This is a genomic window from Micromonospora sp. NPDC000121 (assembly GCF_042899165.1).
Classification (GTDB): domain Bacteria; phylum Actinomycetota; class Actinomycetes; order Mycobacteriales; family Micromonosporaceae; genus Micromonospora.
In genome coordinates this window covers 377,460-402,766 of sequence record NZ_JBIAZP010000003.1, presented here as the reverse complement: position 1 = coordinate 402,766, position 25,307 = coordinate 377,460, and the positions used below count along the sequence as shown (strand labels likewise).

General features: G+C 72.7%; 22 protein-coding genes. 12 read left to right on the top strand and 10 right to left on the bottom strand.

Features of this window, described 5'->3' with window-relative positions; all coding sequences use genetic code 11:
• The first annotated feature begins 67 nt into the window (after positions 1-67).
• Positions 68-226, top strand: a complete 159-nt coding sequence (locus ACFY23_RS12340; protein WP_350679949.1) for a hypothetical protein — start codon at positions 68-70, stop codon at positions 224-226.
• A gap of 791 nt (positions 227-1,017) precedes the next feature.
• Positions 1,018-4,014 (top strand): family 16 glycoside hydrolase, encoded by a 2,997-nt coding sequence (locus ACFY23_RS12335; protein WP_350679951.1) that lies wholly within the window; start codon positions 1,018-1,020, stop codon positions 4,012-4,014.
• A 173-nt stretch (positions 4,015-4,187) separates the two neighbouring features.
• Here the strand turns inward: ACFY23_RS12335 and ACFY23_RS12330 are convergent, their stop codons facing one another.
• Positions 4,188-5,768: an alkaline phosphatase D family protein gene (locus ACFY23_RS12330; RefSeq protein WP_350679953.1), complete on the bottom strand. Its 1,581-nt coding sequence runs from the start codon at positions 5,766-5,768 to the stop codon at positions 4,188-4,190.
• A 297-nt stretch (positions 5,769-6,065) separates the two neighbouring features.
• Between ACFY23_RS12330 and ACFY23_RS12325 the strand changes: the two genes are divergently transcribed.
• The gene (locus ACFY23_RS12325; RefSeq protein ID WP_350679955.1) at positions 6,066-6,953 is read left to right on the top strand and encodes a S1 family peptidase; all 888 of its coding nucleotides are present in this window, start codon (positions 6,066-6,068) and stop codon (positions 6,951-6,953) included.
• Positions 6,954-7,087: 134 nt separating this feature from the next.
• Here the strand turns inward: ACFY23_RS12325 and ACFY23_RS12320 are convergent, their stop codons facing one another.
• From ACFY23_RS12320 to ACFY23_RS12310, 3 genes are all read right to left on the bottom strand, one after another.
• A complete protein-coding gene (locus ACFY23_RS12320; RefSeq protein ID WP_350679957.1) occupies positions 7,088-8,056 on the bottom strand; it encodes an AAA family ATPase in 969 nt (322 codons plus the stop codon).
• Between the two features lie 155 nt (positions 8,057-8,211).
• On the bottom strand, positions 8,212-9,288 hold the full coding sequence (locus tag ACFY23_RS12315) for an LLM class flavin-dependent oxidoreductase (protein WP_350679959.1): 1,077 nt from the start codon (positions 9,286-9,288) through the stop codon (positions 8,212-8,214).
• A complete protein-coding gene (locus ACFY23_RS12310; protein ID WP_350679960.1) occupies positions 9,278-9,670 on the bottom strand; it encodes an SCO5389 family protein in 393 nt (130 codons plus the stop codon). Before ACFY23_RS12310 ends, ACFY23_RS12315 begins: the two co-directional genes overlap by 11 nt.
• 225 nt (positions 9,671-9,895) lie before the next feature.
• Between ACFY23_RS12310 and ACFY23_RS12305 the strand changes: the two genes are divergently transcribed.
• The 6 genes from ACFY23_RS12305 to cydC are packed head-to-tail and all read left to right on the top strand — an operon-like array spanning position 9,896 to position 17,165.
• Complete coding sequence (locus tag ACFY23_RS12305; RefSeq protein ID WP_350679961.1) at positions 9,896-10,879, top strand: ABC transporter substrate-binding protein; 984 nt, start codon at positions 9,896-9,898, stop codon at positions 10,877-10,879.
• Positions 10,876-11,850: an iron ABC transporter permease gene (locus tag ACFY23_RS12300; protein ID WP_350679962.1), complete on the top strand. Its 975-nt coding sequence runs from the start codon at positions 10,876-10,878 to the stop codon at positions 11,848-11,850. The genes ACFY23_RS12305 and ACFY23_RS12300 overlap by 4 nt, the downstream gene beginning before the upstream one ends.
• Positions 11,847-12,821 carry an iron chelate uptake ABC transporter family permease subunit gene (locus ACFY23_RS12295; protein ID WP_350679963.1) on the top strand — a complete coding sequence of 325 codons (975 nt, stop codon included), beginning with the start codon at positions 11,847-11,849 and terminating at the stop codon, positions 12,819-12,821. Before ACFY23_RS12300 ends, ACFY23_RS12295 begins: the two co-directional genes overlap by 4 nt.
• On the top strand, positions 12,818-13,615 hold the full coding sequence (locus tag ACFY23_RS12290; RefSeq protein ID WP_350679965.1) for an ABC transporter ATP-binding protein: 798 nt from the start codon (positions 12,818-12,820) through the stop codon (positions 13,613-13,615). The genes ACFY23_RS12295 and ACFY23_RS12290 overlap by 4 nt, the downstream gene beginning before the upstream one ends.
• Entirely contained in the window at positions 13,612-15,333 is a 1,722-nt protein-coding gene (locus ACFY23_RS12285; protein ID WP_350679967.1) for an ATP-binding cassette domain-containing protein, read from the top strand. The genes ACFY23_RS12290 and ACFY23_RS12285 overlap by 4 nt, the downstream gene beginning before the upstream one ends.
• Positions 15,333-17,165 carry a thiol reductant ABC exporter subunit CydC gene (cydC, locus tag ACFY23_RS12280; RefSeq protein ID WP_350679969.1) on the top strand — a complete coding sequence of 611 codons (1,833 nt, stop codon included), beginning with the start codon at positions 15,333-15,335 and terminating at the stop codon, positions 17,163-17,165. The genes ACFY23_RS12285 and cydC overlap by 1 nt, the downstream gene beginning before the upstream one ends.
• 163 nt (positions 17,166-17,328) lie before the next feature.
• Here the strand turns inward: cydC and ACFY23_RS12275 are convergent, their stop codons facing one another.
• On the bottom strand, positions 17,329-19,302 hold the full coding sequence (locus tag ACFY23_RS12275; protein WP_387037245.1) for a heavy metal translocating P-type ATPase: 1,974 nt from the start codon (positions 19,300-19,302) through the stop codon (positions 17,329-17,331).
• Positions 19,303-19,400: 98 nt separating this feature from the next.
• Here ACFY23_RS12275 and ACFY23_RS12270 point away from each other — a divergent pair, with 98 nt between their 5' ends.
• Positions 19,401-19,748: an ArsR/SmtB family transcription factor gene (locus ACFY23_RS12270; RefSeq protein ID WP_387037298.1), complete on the top strand. Its 348-nt coding sequence runs from the start codon at positions 19,401-19,403 to the stop codon at positions 19,746-19,748.
• Positions 19,749-19,863: 115 nt separating this feature from the next.
• Here the strand turns inward: ACFY23_RS12270 and ACFY23_RS12265 are convergent, their stop codons facing one another.
• The 4 genes from ACFY23_RS12265 to rpmB all read right to left on the bottom strand — a co-directional run bounded on the left by ACFY23_RS12265 (position 19,864) and on the right by rpmB (position 21,411).
• Positions 19,864-20,268 carry a Fur family transcriptional regulator gene (locus tag ACFY23_RS12265; protein ID WP_350679973.1) on the bottom strand — a complete coding sequence of 135 codons (405 nt, stop codon included), beginning with the start codon at positions 20,266-20,268 and terminating at the stop codon, positions 19,864-19,866.
• Positions 20,269-20,700: 432 nt separating this feature from the next.
• Positions 20,701-21,006 carry a 30S ribosomal protein S14 gene (rpsN, locus tag ACFY23_RS12260; RefSeq protein ID WP_350679975.1) on the bottom strand — a complete coding sequence of 102 codons (306 nt, stop codon included), beginning with the start codon at positions 21,004-21,006 and terminating at the stop codon, positions 20,701-20,703.
• Between the two features lies 1 nt (position 21,007).
• Positions 21,008-21,175, bottom strand: a complete 168-nt coding sequence (rpmG, locus tag ACFY23_RS12255; protein ID WP_013287204.1) for a 50S ribosomal protein L33 — start codon at positions 21,173-21,175, stop codon at positions 21,008-21,010.
• The gene (gene rpmB, locus ACFY23_RS12250) at positions 21,175-21,411 is read right to left on the bottom strand and encodes a 50S ribosomal protein L28 (protein WP_350679978.1); all 237 of its coding nucleotides are present in this window, start codon (positions 21,409-21,411) and stop codon (positions 21,175-21,177) included. Before rpmB ends, rpmG begins: the two co-directional genes overlap by 1 nt.
• A 177-nt stretch (positions 21,412-21,588) precedes the next feature.
• Here rpmB and ACFY23_RS12245 point away from each other — a divergent pair, with 177 nt between their 5' ends.
• Positions 21,589-22,878: a GTP-binding protein gene (locus ACFY23_RS12245; RefSeq protein ID WP_350679980.1), complete on the top strand. Its 1,290-nt coding sequence runs from the start codon at positions 21,589-21,591 to the stop codon at positions 22,876-22,878.
• 285 nt (positions 22,879-23,163) lie between these two features.
• Here the strand turns inward: ACFY23_RS12245 and ACFY23_RS12240 are convergent, their stop codons facing one another.
• Entirely contained in the window at positions 23,164-23,907 is a 744-nt protein-coding gene (locus ACFY23_RS12240; RefSeq protein WP_350679982.1) for a GntR family transcriptional regulator, read from the bottom strand.
• Between the two features lie 277 nt (positions 23,908-24,184).
• Here ACFY23_RS12240 and ACFY23_RS12235 point away from each other — a divergent pair, with 277 nt between their 5' ends.
• Entirely contained in the window at positions 24,185-25,285 is a 1,101-nt protein-coding gene (locus ACFY23_RS12235) for an ABC transporter substrate-binding protein (RefSeq protein ID WP_350679984.1), read from the top strand.
• The last annotated feature ends 22 nt before the right edge of the window (positions 25,286-25,307 follow it).

Below are 25,307 nucleotides of genomic sequence, written 5' to 3'. Positions count from 1 at the left end.
CCCGGGAAGACGACGAGCGAAGTGGCGCGTGGAGCCGCCCGCGCCACCGCAGCACGGGGAGGCCGACATGGGTGACCGGGAACGGCTGCACGAACTCCGCCAGCAGGCCCACAACGCGGGCATCGAGGGTAACTCCAAGATGACCGAGGAGCAGCTGCGCGAGGCACTGCGGAGGGTCGACAAGGGCGAACGGCCGCAGATGGCCAAACAGCACGCCAAGCGGTGACAGACGCGAGCGGTGCCGGCACCCGTTGAAGGACGGGGCCGGCACCGCTCGGCGATTCTCGACCGATTCGTAGCCAGCAGATCCCGGCAGGCCCGCTCGCACGCCCGGCAGCCGTGACCGCTACCGACCGTCTTGGGCGCCCCCTACTGGCACGCAGTTGGCGCGGCGGCATGGTAGGCGCCTGACTGTCCGGCGTCCGGCTTGCCGCCCCCGGCCTCTCGGGTCGGCGCGGCCTGGCGCACCGCCGGCTTCACGCGCCCGGGCCCAGTAATGGCAAGCCGCGAAGCGGCGCGGCGGCGGTCGGCCCGCCCTCGACGGAGGTCCAGGGCCCTGCGATCGCCACGGCCTTGCGATCGGTCGTGGTGGCTCCTCGAGTTCGACGTGTCACAGCCAGCCCCACCCGTGCCCAACGGCCCCTGCCGTCCATCTCCCCCACCAGCCGGACAACCCAGAATCGGCCGCGAAGGCGGGTTGCCGCTCTCGGGTGACCAGTGTCGTCTCAGCTCAGATGTCCGGGAAACCGGGGGCAGCTCCGTTGCGTGAGCGACGCCGCGTTCCTGCGCGCCGCCCTGCGGGGGCACCCGTCATGACCACCCACTGAACGGCAACCACGGTCAGTCGATCACGCCTGGGGCCGACTTTCCCTTAACTCATCGGAAAGTTTCGCTACATCGATGGAAAGTGATAACGTCACCCATCGATCTTTTGCCTGTGAGAGCGGATCGACCGGTCCAGGGGAGAAAGTTGCACGGCTCCCTCGCCGCACGGGAGCCGCACCACCAGGAGGAACCATGACCGCACCGAGCCGACGGCGGCGTCGAGCCGCGCTCGCGGCCGCAGCTGCCGCTGTGGCGACCCTGCTCGCCGCAGCCCCCGTCACGCCCGCCACAGCCGCACCCGCCACCGCCGATGTGCCACCGCAGGAGCCCGGCGTCACCCTGCGCTCGTACGACATGGGCGTCCCACTGTCGACGCTGTGCACCCTCAAACCCGCACAGACGCCGAACGTCGACAAGCTCATGCCGCAGATCAACTGGACCACCACGGACGAGTTCGGCCTGTCCGACCGATTCATCAGTCACGTCATCGCCAACCTCGCCGTGCCCACCGACGGCGAATACACGTTCCGCCTCACCAGCGACGACGGGTCACGCCTGACGGTGGACGACCAGCTCGTCGTCGACCACGACGGCCTGCACGGGGAGACCTCCCGCGAGGGATCGATCACCCTGGGCGCCGGCCTGCACCCGTTGTTCGTCGAGTTCTTCGAGAACGGCGGAGGCCAGGTGTTGCGGCTCGAGTGGCGGCGTCCCGGTGCCGCCGGCTTCGAACTCGTGCCGACCTCCGCGCTGAGCACCGACGCAGGCGTCGTGCGCGTCACCGCCCCCGGCTGGAAGTACTGCGAGGGCGCAACCGACTCGGCCGGCGACGGCCTGCCCCTCGACCGGGTGCACCCCGGGTACACCCTCACCGACCTGCGTCCCGAGGGCTTCCAGCCACAGGTCACCGGCATGGACTTCCTCCCCGACGGCGACCTGGTCATCTCCACCTGGGGCGGCACCGACAACGCGACCGGCGAGGTCTACGTGGTCGAGGGCGTCACCGGGAGCGGTCCCGGGCAGGTGTCCTACCGCAAGTTCGCGGAGGGGCTGCGCGAGCCCCAGGGGGTGGCGGTGGTCGACGGGACCGTCTACGTCAGCCAGAAGCACGAGCTGACGGCCCTGCGCGACACCGACGGCGACGGCGTCGCGGATGACCACCGGACGATCGCGACCTGGCCGTGGGGCCAGAACTTCCACGAGTTCGCATTCGGCCTGCTCTACCGGGACGGACACTTCCATCTCAACCTGTCGGTAGCCATCAACTATGGTGGCGCCACCACGGTGCCCCAGCCCGCGCCGAACCGCGGCACCTCGATCAAGGTGAACGCCGCGACGGGCGAGATCACGTACGTCGCCGGCGGGCTGCGCACCCCCAACGGGATCGGTTGGGGTCCACGCGGCGAGGTCTTCGTCACGGACAACCAGGGGGGCTGGCTGCCGGCGTCCAAGCTGGTCGAGATCCAGCAGGGAGCGTTCTACAACCACTACACGACGCCCGCGGGTCGGTTCGACGACAAGCCGGTCACGCGCCCCATCGTCTGGCTTCCGCAGAACGAGATCGGTAACTCACCGTCCACGCCGGTGCTGCTGAAGCAGGGTCCGTACGCGGGGCAACTGGTCGTCGGCGACGTGACCTACGGCGGCCTGCAGCGCGTGTTCCTCGAAGAGATCGAGGGGCAGTACCAGGGCGCGGTGTTCCGGCACACGCAGGGCCTGGAGTCCGGCATCAACGAGGTGACCCTCGGCCCCGACGGCGCGCTCTACGTGGGTGGCCTGGGCGCCGGCGGCAACTGGGGCCAGGAGGGCAAGCTGACGTACGGCCTGCAGAAGCTCACGCCCAACGGCGCCTCGGTCTTCGAGGTCAAGCGGATGCGCGCGTCGCGTGTCGGGTTCGAGCTGGAGTACACCGAGCCGCTGTCGGCCGAGACCGCGCAGAAGCTCGCCGACGCCTACCAGGTGACGCAGTGGCGCTACGGCGCGACGAGCCAGTACGGCGGGCCCAAGCTCGAGCTGGAGACGCTCAAGGTGACCAAGGCCGAGCTGTCGGCCGACGGTCGCACCGTCAAGCTCCAGATCCCGGGCCTGAAGGAGAACCGCGTGGTGCACGTGCGCTCCCCTCGCCCGTTCTCCTCCACCGACGGCGAGGAGCTGTGGAACACTGAGGCCTGGTACACGCTCAACGAGATCCCGGGCCGGGTGGTGCAGCCGCAGACCTTCTTCGAGGCCGAGGAGGGCCGCACGGTCGGCGTCGGCATGGCGACCGACCACGCCGCCTACTCCGGCGCCGGCTTCGCCGCCGGGTTCACCCAGAACGGCTCGTCGACCAGCATCTCCGTCGACGTGCGCGAGAGCGGGACGTACGACCTGGCGATGCGCTACAGCAACGGCCCGAACCCCTACTCGGGTGAGAAGCAACTGAGCCTGTACGTCAACGGCGAACGGGTGAAGCAGACGGTCTTCCCCTCCACGGTGACCTGGAAGGAGTGGGGCACCGTCACCACCACCGTGCGCCTGGACGAGGGCCGCAACCTGGTCGAGTACCGCAAGGAGGCCGCGGACTCCGGACACGTGAACCTCGACGTGCTCGCCGTCCGGCCGCACGGCGAGCGCATCACGCTGTTCAACGGCGGTGAGCTCACCGAGTGGCAACACAGCGACGGGCGCGAACCATCCTGGACCGTCGCCGACGGCGCCATGACCGTGCGCAACGGGGATCTGCGCACCGTGCAGGCCTTCGGTGACTTCCGCCTGCACGTCGAGTTCAACCTGCCGCTGTACCCGCCGGACGTGACCGGCCAGGCACGCGCCAACAGCGGCGTGTACCTGCAGGACCGCTACGAGATCCAGGTGCTGGACTCGTTCGGCATCGACCCGCCGAAGGTCAACGACGCCGCGGCCATCTACCAGCAGAAGGCCCCCGACGTGAACGCGGCGCTGCCGCCCCAGACCTGGCAGACGTACGACATCGTCTACCGGCAGGCCCGCTACGACGCGGCCGGCAACAAGGTCGAGAACGCGCGCGTCACCGTCGTGTGGAACGGCGTCACGGTGCACGACGACGTCGAGATCCTCGGCCCGACCGGCGGCAGCCGGCCCGAGGGCCCGGCGACGGGCGCCATCCGGTTGCAGGACCACGGCAACCCGGTCCAATACCGCAACATCTGGATCGAGCCGCTCGACCTGTAGTTTCCCGCGACCAGAACGCGGACGGCCGGGACCGGTTCGCCGGCCCGGCCGTCCGCACGGCGGCCGCAGCAGCCACCCCGACGGCTCGGGTCGCCATGCGTGTCGAGTGGCAGCGGCCGGCCGGTCCGACGGTCCCGCGCCGTCGGACCGGCCCGCCACGCTCGATCACGCCGTCACTTGGACACGTGCGCCACCCCGGGCCGTCCGCTCTGCACGTGGACGCTGGCCCGCGTCGACACCGGCGCGCCCGGAGCGTTGACGAACGGCACCACCCGGTAGTCGGTGCGCATCTCGTCGCGGCCCAGGTGGCACACCTGGTAACCGCGCTGGGAGTTGTGGAACTTCATGTGCGGGTTCTCGGCCAGCCAGGTCACCCCGAGGCTGTCGTGGTCGGTCCCGTTGCCGCCGGAGCTGATCGACGTGCCGAGGAACTCCGTGCCGATCGTCCGCGATCCCGGGTCGGAGAAGTCCAGCTTCAGATCGGCGGCCACGCTGCGGTGGGCGTCACCGGTGACGATGAGGAAGTTCTCGACGTTCCGCTCCGCCACGCCGTCGAAGAGCCGCTGGCGCGCGGCGGCGTACCCGTCCCAGGTGTCCATGCCGTACCGCTCGCCCGGGCCGGCGGTGTGGTCGGCCTCCATGGCGAAGATCTGGTTGCCGAGCACGTTCCACCGTGCGGTTGACGCGGCGAGCCCGGCCAGCAGCCATGCCTCCTGCTCGGCGCCGAGCATCTGCCGCTTCGGGTCCCAACGCAGCGACGCGTCGGTGAGCTGCCGGTCGCGGAACCGACGGGTGTCGAGCACGTCGAGCTGCAGGAGGTCGCCGAACTGCAGCCGCCGGTAGACCTGCATCTCCGGGCCCTGCGGCATCGACGACGCCCGCAGGGGCAGGTTCTCGTAGTACGCCTGGTACGCGGCGGCCCGGCGGAGCCGGAACACGGCCGGGTCCTGGTCCGGCTCGGTGTCCGGCTGGGAGTGGTCACCGGCCCAGTTGTTCTCCACGTCGTGGTCGTCCGGAGCCACCACCCAGGGCGCGACGGCGTGCGCGGCCTGCAACGACGGGTCGAGCTTGTACTGGGCGTACCGGATCCGGTAGTCGGTCAGGGAGAACGTCTCGACGGCCGGGTAGTGGGCGCGGCCGATCGAGCCGGCGCCGCCGCCCTCGTAGATGTAGTCGCCCAGGTGGACGACGAGGTCCAGGTTCTCGCGGGCCATGTGCTCGAACGCGGTGAAGTAGCCGTCGGTGTAGGCCTGGCAGCTCGCGAAGGCGAAGCTCAGCGACTGGAGCGCGGTCCCGGCGCGCGGTGCCGTGCGGGTACGGCCCACCGGGCTGACCTGGTCGGCGATCCGGAACCGGTACCAGTACACGCGGTCCGGCCGCAGGCCGTGCACCTCGGCGTGCACCGAGTATCCCCAGTCGGCCGTGGCGCGCTCGACGCCGCGACGCATCACCCGGCGGAAGTTCTCGTCCTCCGCCATCTCCCAGCGCACCAGGACGGGGCGGTCGGGCATGCCGCCGAGCCCGTCGAGGGCGAGCGGGTCCGGCGCCAGGCGGGTCCAGAGCACCACACCGTCGGACGTCGGGTCGCCGGACGCCACACCGAGTGTGAACACGTAGCCCGGCAGGGTGACCCGGCTGTCCGAGGCGGTGGAGGTCGCCGAGGCGGGCTCGGCGGCGAGGACCGCCGCACCCGCGGCGATGCCGCCCAGGGCGAGGAAGCGACGGCGGGGTAGCACGAATGGGGACTGTGACATGAGGCGTTGCCTTCCGGGCAGGTCGGGCACTGTTCCTCGACATCCCAACGGCCCGGCCTGACGCTGCCCGGAACGGGCGGTGAACAGAACGTGTTCTGATGTGGGGATTTCTGGGGGTGTGAACGTGCCCTCCATGACCCACACATCGATGAGGTTGCATCTTGCAAACCAATCGATGCATGACGATACTGACGGCGGGGTGCGCCAGAAGGCGGCATCGTCCGACCCGGCGATGCGTCCAACGGCGACTCACCGGGGCCACCACCCACCTGGCCCATCACTCCCTAGGAGGAGACAGTGAGGATCAAGCGGAATCTCTCCCGCAGTCCCGTCGCCCGATCCGCCCAACTGCTGGCCGTAGCCGTCGGCATGCTCGCCACCGCCGCCTTCACGCAGCCGACCGCCGCGTCGGCATCCCCTCAGGACTACACCGCCCGCCAGCTCGCCGAGGTGAGCGACGCGGTGGACCGGTCGGGCGTCGAGGGCATCGCCTGGCACGTGGACGGGGCGTCCGGCCGGGTCGTCGTGACCGCCGACAGCACCGTCACCAGCGCCGAGATCGCGAAGATCAGGCAGAGCGCGGGCGACAGGGCCGGCGCGGTCCGGGTCGAACGCGCCTCCGGAGTTTTCAAGCCGCTGCTGGGCGCCGGTGACGCCATCTACGGCGGCGGCTACCGCTGCTCGCTCGGCTTCAACGTCGTCAGCGGCAGCACCTACTACTTCCTGACCGCCGGGCACTGCGGGAACGTGGCGAACACCTGGTACACCAACTCCAGCCAGAGCACGCTGATCGGGGCGACCGTCGGCTCCAGCTACCCCGGCAACGACTACGCGCTGGTCCGCTACGACAACGCCTCGCTGAGCCACTCGGGCGGGTTCACGGTCGCGGACGCGTACGTCGGAGAGTCGGTCAAGCGGAGCGGGTCGACCACGGGCACCCACAGCGGAACGGTCACCGCGCTCAACGTCTCGGTCCGCTACGTCGGCTCGGGCGGCGGCAGGGTCAGCGGCATGATCCAGACCAACGTGTGCGCCGAGCCGGGCGACTCCGGTGGCGCGCTCTACGACGGCTCCAAGGCGCTCGGCATCACCTCCGGCGGCAGTGGTGACTGCCGGTCCGGTGGCACCACCTTCTACCAGCCGGTACGCGAGGCGGTCAACGCCTACCGCGTCACCGTCTACTGATCCGCCAGCGAAGCGAACCGGAGGGCTCCCGGCCGTGGCCGGGAGCCCTCCTGCCGTCACCGGCCCCTCGGCGCGCGGACGAGTGGCCGGAACTCGACCCGACGGGTGACTCGGGCGCGCCACGACCGCGAGGGTTAGGGCGTGACAGCGCTGAGCGTCTGCGGTCCCATCCGGAACTCGGGATCGATCTGCGTGGTGAGGTCGACGCCGGCGCGGTCGTTGGCCCATGCGGCGGCGTTGCGCCGGTGGAACTCGTGCGCCCACCGGGTGAAGGCCGCCCAATCCTGGACGGTGCCGTCGACGGTGCCGGTCAACTGTTCCAGCACTGCCCGGTTGACCGCTTCCAGCTCGTCGAGCGGGCCGACCGTGCCGCGTTCGGCTCGTCGTACGTAGGCCGAGCGGCTCACCCAGGTCAGCAGGTCCTCGCCGACGTGCTCGCGGAGGAACTCCACGTCCGTCGCGTCCTCGACCTTGTTGCCGATCACGGACAGGGCCACGCCGTAGTCGCGGGCGTAGCCGACGTACTGGCGGTAGACGCCGACGCTGCGCACGGTCGGCTCGCAGACCAGGAAGGTGCGGTCGAAGCGGGTGAACAGGCCCGAGGCGAACGAGTCGGCGCCGGCGGTCATGTCCACCACCACGTACTCCCCGGGACCGTCGAGCATGTGGTTGAGGAGCAGCTCGACGGCGCCGACCTTGGAGTGGTAGCAGGCAACGCCGAGGTCCTCCGCGGTGAACTCCCCTGTCACCGCCATTCGCACTCCACCGACCGTCCGGACACACGCCGTGTAGACCGGGTTGTCCTCCACCACCCGCAACAGGCGCGAGCCAGTCCCCGGCGGGGTGGTCTTCACCATCTCAGCGGCGGAGCCGATGCGGGGGTTGCCGCCGCGCAGGTACTCCTTGATCGCGGGCAGGTGTTCGCCCAGCGGCGTCATGGGCGGGGCGGCGTGCGCCGGCCCGCCGAGGGCGACCGCGAGGTGCTGGTTGATGTCGGCGTCGACAGCGAGTACGGCCCGCCCCCGCTCAGCGAGGTGACGGGCGAACAGCGCGGCCAGCGTGGTCTTGCCGCTGCCGCCCTTTCCGACGAACGCGACCTTCATCGCCGCCACCCCACCCCAACGCTAACGGCAATCGTTTCCACGAGCCGTACTGTAGTGGACGCTGCCGCCGCCCGGCGGCAACTCGCCGTCACCCGGGCGCCCGGCGTGGCGCTGCCCGGCCGCCATGCCGGAGCAGCGCCGCGAGGCGTCGCGCATCATCCTCCGGGTGGCGGGTGCTCGCACCGCGCTGCGGCGTCAGGCAGGTCGAGGACCTCGGTGGCCATGCGGCGAATGGTGTCCACCGTGCGGTCACGTCCGCCAGCCGCCTCGACCATGAGCAGCAGGTGCCGTACGCCGGGCAGGCCGGCAGCGCGGTCGATCGCGTCCCGGCAGCGGTGCGGCGAACCGACGGGGTGGATGTCGATCAGGTGGTCGACGTAGGCGACCAGGTCCCGTCGGTTGGCGGGGGCATCGTCGAGTCGGACGTACTCGAGGGTGCCCGCCAGCAGCGGCGGGAGCCCGGCGCGTACGGCCTGCGCCGCCTGCTCGTCGCCATCCGCGACGTATGCCAGGTGCGCGCTGGCGTGGCCGACGCGTCGCCCGTCGTGGCCGTGTGCGGCAGCCACCTCTGCGTAGCGGTCGAGCATGCTCGCCTTCTCGGTCAGGTCGGCGTGCAGGCCGAGCAGCAGCGGCAGGCCGTACCGCGCGGCGAGGTCCACCGTCCGCGGCGAGGTCGCCGCGACCCACACCGGTATGCGACGTCGAGGCTGCGGCACCACCGGCACCGGCCGGAAGGGGAAGCGACGATTGCCGGCCACCACCGGCGCGCCGGACAGCCACCGCGCCAGGAGGTCCAGCGCGTCGCCGAAGCCGTCGTGGTAGCGGTCCAGACCGGTGCCGAACACTTCGAGGTCCACCCACGGGCCGCCGCGGCCGACGCCGAGGCGGAACCGGCCGCCGGACAGCTCGTCGAGCAGCACCGCCTCCTCGCCGAGCGCGACGGGGTGCCGGTTGGACAGGATGCACGCGGCGGTGCCGACCTCGATGGTCCGGGTGGCCCCGAGCAGGTGGGCGGCGAAGGTGATCGCCGAGGGGCAGACACCGTAGGAGATGAAGTGGTGCTCGGCGATCCAGGCCCCGGCGTACCCGGCGGCCTCCGCGGCGCGGCCGTAGTGGAGGGCGTCGGCGAGGGCCTGGGCGTGGGTGCCGCCGCGACGGTGCCCGGCGAGCAGGAACAGGTGCGCCCGGGCGCCCCGTCCCGCCCGCCGGGCGGCGGTCGGGTCAGCAGTCACGCAGTTCGGGAGACTGGTTGAGCAGTTGGCCGCGCAGGGACACGAACCGGCGGTAGGTGTCGGAGTCGACGGCAGACAGCCGGAATGCCGCGACCCGGTGACAGTTCTGGAAGGCCAGCTTGACGCCGAAGTGGCGTTCGAGGCTGGACCTGATGGCGTCGCTGGCCAGGGCGCGCAGCAGTTGGCCGCGCTCCGTCTCGGTCGGCGGCGGGACGACGTTGTCGGCGAACTCGGCGTCGGACGACTCCAGGTCCGCGACCACGCGGCTGACGGTCTGCCAGGCGTACGGCAGCGAGTCGCGCACGCAGGCGACGAACGCCTCGTCGTCGACGGGCCCGGACTCGGCGGCCTGCAGCAGGCTCGGCGGCACGGTGAGAGACATGCTCCTCCTCACGCACGTTAACGATCACGGTTGTCGTTAGCGTTACGCCCCGAGCACACCACGCCACGGTCCGCGACGTCAATGCTTCGCGTTCGGCCGACGCGCCACCACAGTCGACAGCCGCGCCCGGGAGCCGCGGCCGAGGTGGCCCGACCCCCACACCCGACATGCTTATGACAACCGTTATCGTTACCGGGTTCGCTCCTCGACGGAAAGTGCATGGTTGTGACACGACTGCGTCTGGCTCTGGCCTCCCTCCTCGCCGCGGGCGCCGCGCTGGCCGGCTGCGCGGGCTCTCCCGCCCCGCCGCAGACCGCCGCTGCTCCCGCGCCACCCGCACCGCCCGTGGAACCGGTGACGCACAGCCTGACCGTGACCGACGTGCGGGGGCAGACGGTGAGCCTCAGGTCGAAGCCGGAGCGGATCGTGTGCCTCACCGGGCTGTGCGACGACGCGCTGGTGGAGCTGGGCCTGACGCCGACGGCGACCACCACCCCGAAGCTCCTCACCCGCCCCGACTACCTCGGCGAGCAGGGCAGGGTGGTGCCGACCCTGCCGGGCACCTTCGGCAACGAGGACGTGGCGGCGATCGCCGCGGCCAAGCCGGATCTGGTCATGGGTCTCGCCGGTGTGCACGACCAGCTTCGGCCGGCGGTCGAGAAGTTCGCGCCGCTGTGGCTGATCGAGGTGAGGACGTACGAGGATTCGGTGCGCTACCTGCGCGACGTCGCGACGCTGACCGACCGCGGCGCCCAGCAGGCGGCCGCCGAGCAGACGTTCCGGGACCGGCTCGCCGCCGCCCGGGCCAGCGCGACCGAGCGCGGGCTGAGGAAGACGACCGCCCTGGCGATGTACGGCGGAACGTCCATCGGCGTCAACACCTCCGACGACCTCCTCGGCCACCTGCTGTCGCAGGTGTTCGACTACCCCTGGCCGAACAAGGGCGGCGGTTTCGACACCGCGCAGGCGTACAGCGTGGAAGAGGTGCTGGCCCGCGACCCGGACATCGTGTTCATCCAGTCGTTCACGTTCGGCCCCGACGCGAAGACCGTGTCCGCCCAGTACGCGGACAACCCGGTGTGGAAGCGGATCACGGCGGTGCGTGAGGGGAGGGCGTACGAGGTGTCGGCGGAGTTGTGGGCCTCGGGCCGGGGAACCCGGGCGCTGGGGCTGATCCTGGACGAGGCGGTCGCCAGGGCCACCGCATGACCGCGCTGGCCACCGCTGCGGTCCGGCCGATGCTGCGCCGGCCGGCGGCGTTGACGCTGCTGGCGGCCCTGGCCGGCGTGGTCGGACTGACCCTCGGCGTGGGCCTGCCCACCGAGGCGGACGTGGCTCGGGTGGTGCTGTGGGAGCTGCGCGTGCCCCGGCTGCTGCTCGCGGTTGCCGGTGGCGCGGCGGTCGGGTCGGCGGGACTGCTGATGCAGGCGGCGCTGCGTAATCCGCTGGCCGTGCCCGAGCTGTTGGGTGTGTCCACCGGCGGAGCGCTGGCCGCAGCGGTGATGGTGGTCTGGGCGCTGCCGGTCCCGGGGGCGCTCCAGCCGGCGGTGGCGCTGGTCGGAGCGTTGTGCGGCGGCGCGATCTGTCTGGCCGCCGCCGGCGCCGGCCGAGGTCCCGGGGCGGTGCTGCTGATCGGCGCGGCGGTCTCCACCGCGTTGCAGGCGGTGCTGCTGGCCGTGCTGGCTGCCGCCGACCGGCTGCAGTACGACACGCTGTTCCGGTATCTGGTGGGCAGCCTCACGGGAGTGACGTGGGACCACGCCAGGCTCACCCTGCCCTGGCTGCTGGCCTGCGTGCCGCTGGCCGTGCTGGCGTTGCCCGCGCTGGGGGCGCTCCGGCTCGGTGACGAGGCCGCGGCCGCCGTCGGACTGCGGGTGGGACGTGCCCGGGTGGCCGTGCTGGGCCTCGCCGCCGTCCTGGTGGCCGTGGTGGTGGGGCCGTGCGGGCCGATCGCCTGGATCGGCTTCGTCGCGCCGCACGCCGCCCGGTGGCTTCGCCCGGCTGCGGACGCGCGGCTCCTGCTGCCGTGGGCGGCGGCGTTCGGCGCCCTGTTCACGACGGTCGCCGACCTCGCCGCCCGACACGTCTTCGCCCCGGCGGAGACGCCGCTCGGCGCGTGGACGGCGGCCGTGGGCATCGTCGCCGGGTTGGTCATGCTGGCGCGCCGGGGCGCGTCGTGAGGTGGTGGTGGGCGGTCGGGGCGCTGCTGTTGGCGGCGGTCGCGGAACTGGCCGTCGGACGCGGCGTCGACTGGCCGCACCTGGACGCGTTGGAGCAGCGGATCGTCCTCGAGCTGCGGTTGCCCCGCCTGGCCACCGCGCTGCTCGCCGGTGCCGGCCTGGGCGCGGCCGGGCTGCTGTTGCAGACCGTGCTGCGCAACCCGCTGGCGGCCCCAGAGCTGACGGGGGTCAATCCCGGTGCGGTGCTCGGCGTGCTCGCCGCGGTACAGCTCGGGCTGGTTCCCGCGGACTCGGCGGTCGGTGGACTGGTCGCGGCGCTGGCCGGTGGCGCCTTCGGTGGTGCGCTGATGTGGCTGCTGGCGCGGCGAGGCTCGCCGGCCGAGGTGGCGGCGTACGGGTTGCTCGGATCGGCGGCACTGGCCGGGGTCACCACCCTGCTGCTGGCGTACCAGCCGGCCCGGTTCGGTAACGCCATGCGATGGCTCGTCGGCGCGGTGGACGGGCGGGTCTGGGCACACGTGCAGACCGCCTGGCCGTGGCTCGTCGGCGCGCTGCTGCTGGCCTGGCTGTGCTCGGCGGCGCTCGGCGTGCTGGCCGCGGGAGACGGGCACGCCGCCGCCCTCGGTGTGCCACCCCGCCCGGCCCGGGCGGTCGGCCTCACGTTGGCGGTGGCGTTGGCTGCCGGGGCGGTCGCGCTGGCTGGCGCGCTGGCCTTCGTCGGGCTGGTGGTGCCCCACGTCGCTCGGGCGATGTGCGGGGCGGACCTGCGTCGGGCGCTGCCGGCCGTCGCGCTGCTCGGGGCGACGGCGGTCGCGGGCGCGGACGCGCTCGCCCAGGTGCTGACGGTGGTGGTGCAGTCCGGGTCGGCCGGGCAGCGGCTGGGGGTACCGGCGGGTGCGGTGACCGCGCTGCTGGGAGCGGTGGCGTTGGTCGTCGTGGCGCGCCGCTCGTCACATGTGGAGGTGTCGTGAGGGAACCGGTGTTCGTGGCGGAGCAGGTCCGGTACCGATACCGGGACCGGCTGGTGCTCGACGGGGTGTCGCTGGCCGTGCGTCCGGGCGAGTGTGTGGCGTTGGTGGGTCGCAACGGCTGCGGCAAGTCGACCCTGCTGCGGCTGCTCGCCGGGGCGGACCGGCCGGAGAGCGGGCGCGTGCTGCTGCACGGCCTGCCGGCGCACGCCGTGCGTCGGCGGGACGTGGCACGGCAGGTTGCGGTGCTGCACCAGCAGTTACCGCCGATGCCGGGAATGACCGTACGGCAACTGGTGGCCCAGGGCCGCTACCCGCACCGGGGGCCGCTGGGGATGCTGTGGCGCCCGGACGACGCCGAATCGGCCGCCGCGCTGGAGGCGGCGGGCGTGGCCGGGCTGGCCGGGCGGGAGGTGGACACGCTCAGCGGCGGGGAACGACAGCGGGTCCGCCTGGCGCTCGCGCTGGCGCAGCGGACCCCGGCGCTGCTGCTGGACGAGCCGACCACCTTCCTGGACGTACGGCACCAGTTGGAGGTGTTGTCGCTGGTCCGCCGGCTGCACGCCGAGCGGGGCCTGACCGTGGTGACCGTGCTGCACGAACTGGACCATGCCGCCCGGTTCACCGACCGGGTCGTGGCGCTCGCCGGCGGCCGGGTCGCCGCCGACGGGCCACCCGCCGAGGTGGTCACCCCCGGCCTGCTCGCCGACGTCTTCGGCGTACGCGGCCGGGTGCTCACCGACGCGCACACCGGCACCGTCCGGGCGCTGGCGGACGCCCCGCTGGAGGCGACATGATCGTCCACCGGGAGTTGGTGCGGCTCGGCGGGGCCGTCGCCGGACCGGTCGTCGGATGCGCGGCGCTCGGGGTGGCGGTCTCGGCCGCGTACGTCGGCCAGGCGCTGCTGCTCGCCGCGGCGCTGGCGGCGGTGGCACGACGCGACCTCGACGCCGCTCCCCCGCTGCTGGTCGGGGTGCTCGCGGTGATCGCGGCCCGCGCGGTGCTGCTGTGGTGGCGGGAGGTGGCGACCGCGACGGCGGGCGCCCGGATCCGGGCCCGGCTGCGGGACCGGTTGGTGGCGCGGCTGGCCGAGCTGGGCCCGGCCTGGCTGAGCGGGGCGCGCACCGGGCGCACCCAGGCCACGCTGGTCGACGGCGTGGAGGGGCTCGACGCCTACTACAGCCGCTACGTCCCGCAGGTGCTGGTCACGGTGACCGTCCCGACCGTGCTGGTGGCGTGGCTGGCCACCGTCGAACCGGTCGCCGCGACGCTGCTCGGCGCCGCCGTGCTGCTGGTGCTGACCGTGCCGAGAGTGTGGGACGCCACGCTGTTGCGGCGGGGCCGGGGACGGTGGGCGGCCTTCACCGCGCTCGCCGCCGACTTCCTCGACACCCTCCAGGGGGCGGCGACGCTGCGGGCCTTCGGCGCGGTTGGCCGGATGCGCCACCGGATCGAGGTGCGCAGCCGCGACCTGCACGTCACCACCATGGCGCAGCTGCGGCTGTCGCTGGTCGAGAGCGGGATCAGCGCCCTGCTGATCCAGGCCGGGCTCGCCGCGTCGACGGTCGCCGCGGCCGTGGCGGCGACCAGCGGCCGAGCCGGCGCGGCCACGGTGTTCCTGGTGCTGCTGGTCTCGGTGGAGTGCTTCCGGCCGGTGCGCGACCTGGGCGCGCACTGGCACGCCGGCTACCTCGGCGTCACCGCCGTCGACGGCCTCGCCGACCTGCTCACCGCGCCGGCCCCGGTCGTGCACACCGGCCGCGTCGACCGCCGGTTCACCGCAGGCCCCGACGTCGCCTTCGAGGGGGTCGACTACCGCTACCCCGACCGGCCGTCTCCGGCGGTACGGGACGTGACGCTGCGGCTGGGTCCCGGTGAGACCGTCGCGGTGGTCGGCCGGTCGGGTGCGGGCAAGTCGACCCTGGCCAACCTGTTGCTGCGGCACCTCGACCCGCAGACCGGCCGGATCACGGTCGACGGCGTCGACCTGCGGGAGCTCACCCGGGAGTCGCTGCACCGGACCGTCACCGTGGTCGCGCAGGAGACGTACCTCTTCCACGGCACGGTGGCGGAGAACCTGCGCCTGGCCCGTCCGGACGCCACCGACGCCGAGCTGGAGGCCGCCGCCCGCGCCGCGGGCGCGCACGACTTCGTCGCCGCCCTCCCACACGGGTACGGAACCCCGGTGGGCGAGCGCGGCGCCGCCCTCTCCGGCGGGCAGCGGCAGCGGTTGGCCATCGCCCGCGCGCTACTCGCCGACACCCCGGTGCTGGTCCTCGACGAGGCCACGTCCCATCTGGACAGACGGCAGGAAGCGGAGGTCGTGACCGCGCTCGCCGACGCCACGCGCGGGCGCACCTGCCTGGTCATCGCCCATCGCCTGGCCAGCGTCCGGCACGCCGACCGGATCGTGCTGATGCAGGACGGCCGCGTCACCGCCGCCGGCAGCCACGACGATCTGCTGCGCACGACCCGCGCGTACGCCGACCTGGTCAACACACAGGAGGTGGCCTGATGGTCACGACGGACCTCGCAGCCGACGTGGACCTGGCCGACCCGCCGACCGGCGGTGGCGCGGAGCCCAGGCCCGGCGGCTGGCAGCCCGGCGCGCTGCGGCGGCTGCTGCCGGCGATCGCGGGGCACTCCCGCGCCTTCTGGGCGACCCTGGCGGCGAACCTCGTCGGGCAGCTCGCCACCACCGGCGCAGCGGTGCTCGGCGCGTGGCTGCTCGGCAGGGCGGTGACCGGAGATCCCACACCGGTCGAGACGGTCGCGGCGGTGCTCGGCGGGCTGGTGACGGTGATCGCCGCGGCCACCTGGTGGGAGATGCTCGTCTCGCACGACCTGGCCTACCGCGTCCTGGCCGACCTGCGGCTGCGCGTCTACGACGCGATCACCCGCCTCGCGCCCGGCGGACTGGCCGGCAGGCGCTCCGGCGACCTCACCACCGTCGCGCTGTCCGACGTGGAGACGCTGGAATGGCTTTTCGCGCACACGATCGCGCAACTGCTCACCGCCACCGTCGTCCTGACCGCCGGCACGCTGCTCGCCGCGTCGATCGACCCGTGGCTGCCCGCCGTGGTGCTGCCGCTGGCCTGCCTCGTCGCGGTGGTGCCCTGGCTGCTACGCCGCCACGCCGACCGGTACGGCACCCGCGTCCGGAACGCGACCGCCGACCTGACCGCCGACATCGTCGACACCGTGCAGGGCCTGCGGGAGCTGACCGTCTTCGGGGCGATGGAGCGGCGGCGCGCCCACCTGGCCACCCGGACCCGGCAGCTCGGCCGGGCCCAGCGGGCCAACGCCGCCCGGGCGGGTCTGGAGACAGCGCTCGTCGACGCGCTGCTGGCCGTGGCCGGCGTCGGCGCGCTGCTGGTCGTGGCCGACGGTGTCGACACGGGCCGGCTGAACCCCGCGCTCGCACCGGTCGCGGTGGTCCTCGCCGGCGCCGTCCTCGGCCCCGCCGCCCAGGTCGCGCTGCTGCTCAAGCAGGCTGGCGTCCTCCGCGCCGCCGCCGGCCGCATCGACACCCTGCTGCGCGCCCAGGCGGCGGTCACCGGCCCGCCCTGCCCGGCGCCGGCACCTGCCGGTGGTCCGGTGGTCTTCGACGACGTGTGCTTCGGCTACCTGCCCGGCCGGCCGGTGCTGCGGGGCGTCTCGTTCGCCATCCGACCCGGCGAAACCGTGGCCCTGGTGGGCGCCTCCGGCGTCGGCAAGTCCACCTGCGTCCACCTGCTGTTGCGCTACGCCGACCCGGCCGCCGGGCGGATCACCGTCGGTGGTGTCGACCTGCGCGACCTCACCGACACCGACCTCCGACGCACCGTCACCGTCGTGCCCCAGGACGTGCATCTCTTCCCCGGGTCGATCGCCGACAACATCCGCCTGGGCCGACCCGACGCCACCGACGCCGACGTGCGGCGAGCCGCCGACGCCGCACAGGTCAGCGCGTTCGCCGCCGGCCTGCCGAACGGGCTGGAGACCACCGTCGGCGAGCGGGGCGCCGCCCTCTCCGGCGGGCAGCGGGCCCGGGTCGCCGTCGCCCGAGCCCTGCTCACCGAGGCGCCGGTTCTCGTCCTCGACGAGGCCGTGGCGAACCTCGACACGCGTACCGAGCACGACCTCACCGAGGCCCTCGACGCCACCCGGGCCGGGCGGGCGACCCTGGTGATCGCCCACCGCCTGTCCACCATCATGCGAGCCGACCGCGTCGTGATGCTCCAGGCCGGCCGCGTCGTCGCCGAGGGCAGCTTCGACAGCCTGCGCGAGCGGGAGCCCCTGGCCGGCCTGCTGGCAGACCAGCTCTCCGCCCACCGGCACACACACCCCGCGGACAGCGAGCGATGAGAGCAGCCGAAGCAGCCGACGACCACCAGAGCCCGACGCCGGGGTACCGCTGACCCGTGCTCCCCGCGTCCGGCCTGCTGACAGAACTCGGCGACCGGTGCGTCCCCGCCGTCCCGGACGGGCCGACGGGACGCACGGCGACGCGGAGGCGTTCGGCCCGGCGTCAGCGCGGGTCGCCGCCCTGGTGCCACGCGGCACTTCGCAACAGGCGTAGGCCGTTGAGGCCGACGATGACGGTGGAGCCCTCGTGGCCGGCGACCCCCAGCGGCAACGGCAGGTGGCCGACGATGTCCCAGGTGACCAGCACGGTGATGAAGGTGCCGGCGATCACGAGGTTCGCCACCACGACCCGCCGGGCCCGCCGGGCGAGCGCGAGGACCGCGGGCAGCGCGGTGAGGTCGTCGCGGATCAACACCGCGTCGGCGGTCTGCAGGGCAAGGTCGGAGCCGCGCCGGCCCATGGCGATGCCGGCGTGGGCGGCGGCGAGGGCGGGCGCGTCGTTGATCCCGTCCCCGACCAGCAGCACCCTGTGTCCGGCCCCTTGCAGGGCGCGGATGCGTTCGACCTTGCCGGCGGGAAGCAGTCCGGCATGGACGACGGGGATGCCGACGTCGCCGGCGAGCCGGTCCGCCGCTCGGCGGTTGTCACCGGTGACCAGTTCGGGCGGCCGGCCGGTGAGCGCGCCGAGGGCGCCGACGGCGCGAGCGGCGTCGGGGCGTACCCGGTCGGAGAGGACGAGGACGCCGGCCGGCTCGTCGTCGACCACCACCACCACGGCCGTACGCCCGTCGGCCTGGGCCGCCTCGACGGCGGCGCGGGTCTGCTCCTGTCGGGGGGACGCCGGCAGCCCGTCGAGCAGGGTGGGGTTGCCGACGCGGACCCGGTGGCGGTCGACGCTCGCGGTGACGCCGACGCCGGGGGTGGCGGTGAAGTCGCGCGGAACGGGAACGTCGAGGTTCCGGCGCCGGGCTTCGGCTGTCACGGCCAGGGCGAGCGGATGCTCGCTGGGATGTTCGGCCGCTGCGGCCAGGCGCAGCAGCGAGTCCTCGTCGTGGGCCGCGCCGGTCGCGTGGACCGCCGTGACCACGGGAGTGCCTTCCGTGAGGGTGCCGGTCTTGTCGAAGGCGACGGTGTCGACGTCAGCGAGCCGTTCCATCACCACGGCGGACTTGACCAGGACGCCGTGCCGGCCGGCGAGGGCGATCGCCGACAGCAACGGCGGCATCGTGGCCAGCACCACCGCGCAGGGAGACGCCACGATCATGAAGGTCATCGCCCGCAGCAGCGTCGGCTGCAGGGCCGCGCCGAGCATCAGCGGCACGACGAACAGCGTCAGCGTGGCGACCACCACGCCCAGCGAGTAGCGCTGCTCGACCTTCTCGATGAACATCTGGGTGCGCGCCTTGGTGGCGGACGCCTGCTCCACCTGCGCGACGATCCGGGCGAGCACGGTCTCCCCGGCCGGGCGGTGCACCCGGGCCAGCAGTGCGCCGGTGCCGTTGACGCTGCCCGCGTAGATCTCGTCGCCCGGGTGCCGGTCCACGGGCAGTGGCTCGCCGGTGATGCTGGCCTGGTCGACCTCGCTCGCCCCGTCGACGACGACGGCGTCGGCGCCGACACGCTCGCCCGGACGCACCAGGATCAGGTCCCCGACGCGCAACCGCGTCGGGTCGACCGTCTCCGCGCTTCCGTCGTCGCCGACGCGGGTGGCCCGCTCGGGGGTCAGGTCGAGCAACGCGCGCACGGACTCGGCGGTGCGCGCCGTGGCGAACGCCTCCAACGCCCCGGAGGTGGCGAAGATGACGATCAGCAGCGCCCCGTCGAAGACCTGCCCGATCCCGGCGGCGCCCAGCGCCGCAACGATCATCAGCAGGTCCACGTCGAGGGTCCGCTCGCGCAGCGCGCGCAGGCCGGACAGCGCCGGCTCCCAGCCGCCCGCCGTGTAGCAGGCGAGGTAGAGCGCCCACCACACCGGTTTCGGCGCGCTGGCGAGCTGCGCGGCGCCGCCGAGAGCGAACAGCACCAGGGCCGCTGCCGCCCACCGCACCTCCGGCAGCGCCCAGAGTCGTTGGGCGAGGGTTCTGGTCGGCGGCGGGACCGCCGACGGAATGCGGGTCGCTTCCCATGTCGTTGTCACGGCGGCAGCATACCTGCGCAGCTTCGCAGATAGCTGAACAGGCATCCACGTGCTGGCGGTAGGCTGGGCGCGTGCACACGTCGCTGCCGGACTTCCGCATGCCGCACGACGAGCAGGTCCAGCTCGCCGCCGACGGGTTCCGGCTGCTCGCCGACCCCACTCGCATCAAGATCCTCTGGGCTCTGTTGCAGGGCGAGTCGTCGGTGGCCTGCCTGGCCGAGCTGGTCGGAGCGGCACCGACCGCGGTCAGCCAACACCTGGCGAAGTTGCGCCTCGCCGGGCTGGTGCGGGGCCGGCGCGAGGGGACCTTCGTCTACTACTCCGCCGCCGACGTGCACGTGCAGCGGCTGCTGACCGAAGCGCTCTTCCACGCCGACCACCACGACAGAGGCAGGGCACGGCAGGCCACCGGCCGGGCGGCGGTCGAGGACACCACCAGCCGCTGACCGCGCCGACGCCGTCGCAGGCCCGAAGGCCCCGGCACGGACAGTGGGAGCCGATCCTGGGAAAGGACGGTGACCAGCCCAGGGGGTGGCCGCGGAGTCGGTGCTCCCGGATTTCCTAGCTTCCCGCGCAGGTCCCGCAGGTGCCCATGATCTCCAGGGTGTGGTTGACGTCGGTAAATCCGTGTCGAGCGGCGGTGCGGCTGGCCCAGGCCTCCACCGCGGGACCGGCGATCTCGACGGTGCGGGCGCAGTGCCGGCAGACCAGGTGGTGGTGATGGCCGCGGCTGCACCGGCGGAACAACTGCTCCCCCGAGGGCAGTTGCAGCGCGTCGACCTCTCCCGCGTTCACGAGGGCCTGCAGAGTGCGGTAGACGGTGGTCAGGCCGACGGCGGCGCCCCTGTCACGCAACTGCGCGTGCAGCCGCTGGGCACTACGGAACTCGTCGGACTCCTCAAGCAGCGCGATGACCTCGGCTCGCTGGCGGGTGTTCCGAGCGGCTCCGGGAATAGATCTGATCATCACTGACGCTCCACTTCCCCGGTCACCGACCCGTCCTGACGACCCCCGCCACCACGGCCGTCGACCGGCAGCCCGCCGGCCGGGTGGGGCTTGACGATTTCGCCAGCACCAACCATAGCCACTGCTCGCGGCGGGAATCCCGGTCCTCGGCCGAGCAGCCGTCGAACGGACGGTGGACGGCGCCACACGGTCCTCCCTCAGGGCGCGGAGGCCATCGTCGATGCGGTGGCCGCACGGGCGAGACGCTGCCCTTCGCCCGTCGGCATGGCGCTCCCCCGGCTCGCGAAGACCGGCCGGCGCGACACCTGGACGGAGCGCGCCGGCCGGCTTCGCCACCTGGAGGTATCCCTTACCTGGGCGGAAGCCACTCACCGTCACCGGTTTCGGCAGGCGAACGGCCCCTCGGGTGTCACGCCGACCGCATCCACCGGGTCAGCGGGACGCCTTGCGGACGCCGGGGAGTTCGCCACGCAGCGCCATCTCGCGGAAGCGCATCCGGGACAACCCGAACCGGGTGAGCACGCCGCGTGGGCGGCCGTCGATCACGTCCCGGCTGCGCAGCCGCACGCGGCTGGAGTCCCGGGGTAGGCGAGCGAGCTGGCGGACGGCGTCGCCGCGTACGGCCGGGTCGGTGTCGGGGGCGGCGATCGTCCGCTTCAGCGCGGCGCGGCGCGAGGCGTGGCGGGCGACGAGCTCCGCCCGGCGGGCCTGTCGGTTGCGCAGGTTCGTACGGGCCATGTCAGCGCGCCTCGCGGAACTCGACGTGCCGACGGACGACCGGGTCGTACTTGCGCAGCACCAGCCGGTCCGGGTCGTTGCGGCGGTTCTTGCGGGTGACGTACGTGTAGCCGGTGCCGGCGGTGCTGCGCAGCCGCACGATCGGGCGGACGTCGGTCTGCCGCGCCATCAGACCGTCACCCCCCGGCCCCGCAGTTCAGCGACGACCTTCTCGATGCCCTTGCGGTCCACGGTCTTGAGGGCCTGGGCGGTCAACGTCAGGCGTACCCACCGCCGCTCCGACGGCAGCCAGTAACGGTGGTTCTGCAGATTCGGGTTCCACCGACGGCGGGTGCGTCGGTGGGAGTGGGACACGGCGTTTCCGAAGCTCGGCTTCGCGCCGGTGACGGCACAGCGTCGGGACACGGCTATTCCTCCACATCAGCCTTTGACCATAACGACAATCATTTTCATTTCTACACCACCCGATCCCGCGACTCCCGGGCGGGGCAGGGCGCGCCGGGAGGCGAGCCGACCAGGCGGGCCGCGGCAGGCGCATGCCTATAATGACAACCGTTTTCAACAGAGTCGAGAGGACCCCTCATGTCGACGTCTCCACTGGCACCGGCCGGCACCGCCGCCCGGACAGGCACCCACCCGTCGCTGACCGTGCTCAGTGGCTTCTGGCCAGCCGCGACGTACGCCGTCGCCCGCGCCCTGCTCGCGGCGGACCCGTCGCTGCTGCTGGTCCGGCACGACCTCGCCGACCTCGGCACGGGCGCCGTGCACCGGGTGGTCCGCGACGGTTCGGGACTGCTGGAGGACGCGCGGATCAGCCTCACGCACGGCTGCGTCTCCTGCGCCCTACGGGAGGACGCACTGCCGACCCTCGCCCGGCTGGCTCGCACCCAACCGCACCGGGGCCTGGTGCTGATGCTGCCGGAGGTGGTCGAGCCGGAGGCGGTGGCCGCCGTCTGCGCGCACCACCTCGTCGACGGCGCGCCACTCACCGACCTGGTCGACGTCGACTCCTACGTGACCGTGGTCGACGCCGAGCACCTCCTCGACGGTCTGGCCAGCACCGACGACCTCAAGACCCTCGGCATCCACGCCGCCGACAACGACGACCGGGCGCTGGCCGACGTCATCGTCCGGCAGATCGAGTACGCCGACACGCTCGTCCTCTGGGGACAGTCGCGCGAGGGCGCGTACGACACGAGCCGGCTGTCGGTGCTGTTGGATCGGATGGTGCCGTGGGCGACGCAGGTCCGCGTCGACGGCGATCTCGTCGACGCCGCCGCGCTGACCCGTCAGCTACGCGGCAACCGCCGGCACCACCTCGAGGCCCCGCCCGTACTGGCCCGGGGCCTCGAGGGCCGCACCGTCGGCGCGCACGAGCCGCAGCCCGACTGCGGCGTCGTCTCGGTGGTCTTCCGCGCCCGCCGGCCGTTCCATCCCCGGCGGCTGCACGACGTGCTCGAGGAGGTCAACGCCGAGGTCATCCGCTCCCGAGGACACCTGTGGTTGGCCAGCCAGCCCGAGACGGTGCTCGCCTGGGACTTCGCCGGCGGCGGCCTCGGCCTCGGTTCCCTCGGCCGCTGGTTGGCGGCTCTGCCCGACCGTCACTGGGACGAGGTGTCCGACCACCGGCGGCTCGCGGCCACGCTGAACTGGGACCCGTACTACGGCGACCGGCACCAACACCTGGTCTTCGTCGGCCTCGACCTCGACCCGGCCGCCCTGCACCGCACCCTTGCCCGATGCCTGCTCGCCGACGCCGAACTCGCCGACGGCGAAGACGTCTGGCGCACCTACGACGACCCGTTCACCGGCTGCTTCCCGCTCACCAGCCTCGACCAGACCAGAGGAGAAACCGACTCCGGCCCGGCGTAGCACCCCCGGGGCACCGGCCCCCGCGCAGCGCAGGAACCAGGGTTGCCGCCGCCGGTGCCCGCAACCCCGGCAGGCGGGCCCCGACGAACCGGTCGAGCAGGATGTACGCCGCCCGGCGGCTGGCCTGGTGGAAGGACGACCCGCCCACCTCACCGAACTCGTCGACCTGGCCTGCGAAACCTACCGGACCGCCCGACCCCCGCGATCGTCCGAGCGATGACCGCGGGTGGATTTCCGGCGCGCGGGCGGGAACAGCCACGCGAGGGAGCGTGCGACCACCGAGGTTCAGCGGATACCGACGAAGAAGCGGGTCTGGTCGCTGCGGTGCAGTGCGTAGTAGGCCTCGAACCGGGTGCCGTCCGGCAGCCAGGCCACGGACTCGATGCCGAGCAGGGGCGTCGAGGTGGTGACCTCGAGCAGGGCGGCATCCTCGGGCTCGGGGAAGACGGCTTCGATCCAGCGGTCGGCCCCGACAGGTTCGAGCCCGTACCGGCGACGCAGCACGTCGTAGAGCGACTGGTTCTCCAGAACGGCGCGGTCGAGGCCGGGCACCAGCCGGGCCGGCAGCGCGGTGTCGACGAGCAGCCAGGGCTGGCCGTCGACGCACCGGAGCCGGCGCATCCGCACGACCGGCTCGTCGACCGGAATCTGCAGCAGGTCCGCCTCGCGCTGGTCCGCCGGACTGAGGCTCTGGCTGATCGTGTGGGTGGTGACCCGGCGGCCCGACTCCCGCAGGTCGTCGGCGGAGCCGGACACGGAGCCGACGAAGCGCAGCTCGGTCTTGCGGGGAGCGACGAAGGCGCCGCGCCCCTTGACCTTGTAGATCATCCGTTGCTGGACCAGCTCACGCAGCGCCTCGCGGACGACGGTGCGGGAGACGCCATAGAGGTCGGTCAGCTCCGCCTCCGACGGCAACGGCTGGTCGGGGGCTATCTCACCGGCCTCGATCTGGCCGCGCAGCTCGCGCATGAGCTGCATCCACAGCGGCTCGCTCCCGTCCCGGGTGAGCCGCCGGTACGTCATCGTCATGGACTTCCTTCCCCATCGACCGAATACAGCATGCCACGACCGCGCCGCCCTGTCATGACAGGTCGCGGGGCGGACTTCCAGCCTGAACACCAAATCGGTACGGGAACGTAACCACCATCACTGTGACTTGAAACACGTTTGTCATCAACCTCTAGCGGACCTGTCACTACAGGTCTGTAATGACTGCACCTCATCGCAGCCCCTCAGCTGCGGTCAGCCGACTGAGCACGTCCACTCCCGCCCCGGCGGGTTTTCGCTCTCTCTGGAGGCCCCCACCATGCGTACTCACCCCTCGTCCCGGCGACGGCGCGGCGCCGTCGTGGCCGCGCTCCTCGCAACCGTCGCGGTCACCGCGACCGCCTGCGGTTCCGGCGCGAGCAGCGGCAGCGCCAAGGACGGCGACAAGCCGTTCATCGCGCTGAGCAACGGATTCATCGGCAACGGCTGGCGGCAGACCATGATCGCCAAGTTCGAGGCCGCCGCCACCAAGGCGCAGAGCGACGGGCTGATCAGCAAGTTCAAGGTCGTCAACGCCCCCGGCGAGAACTCGGCCACCGAGCAGGTCGCCCAGATCAAGAGCCTGCTGTTGCAGAAGCCGGACGCTCTGCTGATCGACCCGGCCTCGCCGACCGCGCTGAAGCCGGTCATCCAGCAGGCCTGCGACGCCGGCATCAAGGTCGTGGTCTTCGACTCGGCGATCGACGCCCCCTGCGCCCACGTGCTGCTCAACAGCTTCAAGGACTGGGCGACGGCCGCGGCCGAGCCGCTGGTGAAGGGCATCGGCGGCAAGGGCACGGTCATCGTCAGCCGGGGCGTGGTCGGCTCCCAGCCCGAGGCGGAGATGTACCAGACCACGCAGGACATCCTGGCCAAGAACCCGGACATCAAGGTCGCCGCGACCGTCAACGGCATGTGCGACGGCGCCAAGGCGCAGAAGGCCGTGCTCGGTGTGCTGTCGAGCGTGCCGCAGGTCGACGGGGTCATCGGCTGTGGTGACGGCTACGGCGTCGCCCAGGCCTTCACCAGCGCCGGCAAGCCGGTCCCGGCGGTCACCTTCGAGACCAACGGTCGCGCACTGAAGTACTGGCAGGACAGCAAGCTCGACAACGGCTCGGTCGCGGTCATGTCCGACCCGGGCCAGTCGGTCGCCGCCCTGTGGCAGGCGATCGACCTGCTCGACGGCAAGGACATCCCGAAGGAGATGACCTTCCCGATCGTGCTGGTGGAGCAGAAGGACGTCGCCGCGTGGGCCGGCGTGCTCAAGCCCGACGAGTACGCCGCCTGGCCGTGGACCCAGGAGCTCTTCCGCAAGCAGGTCGAGGCCGTGAAGAGCGGCGGCGCCCCGGTGCAGCCGCCGATCCCGACGGCCGCCGGCTGACCGAAAGCAACTCAAGGAGCGC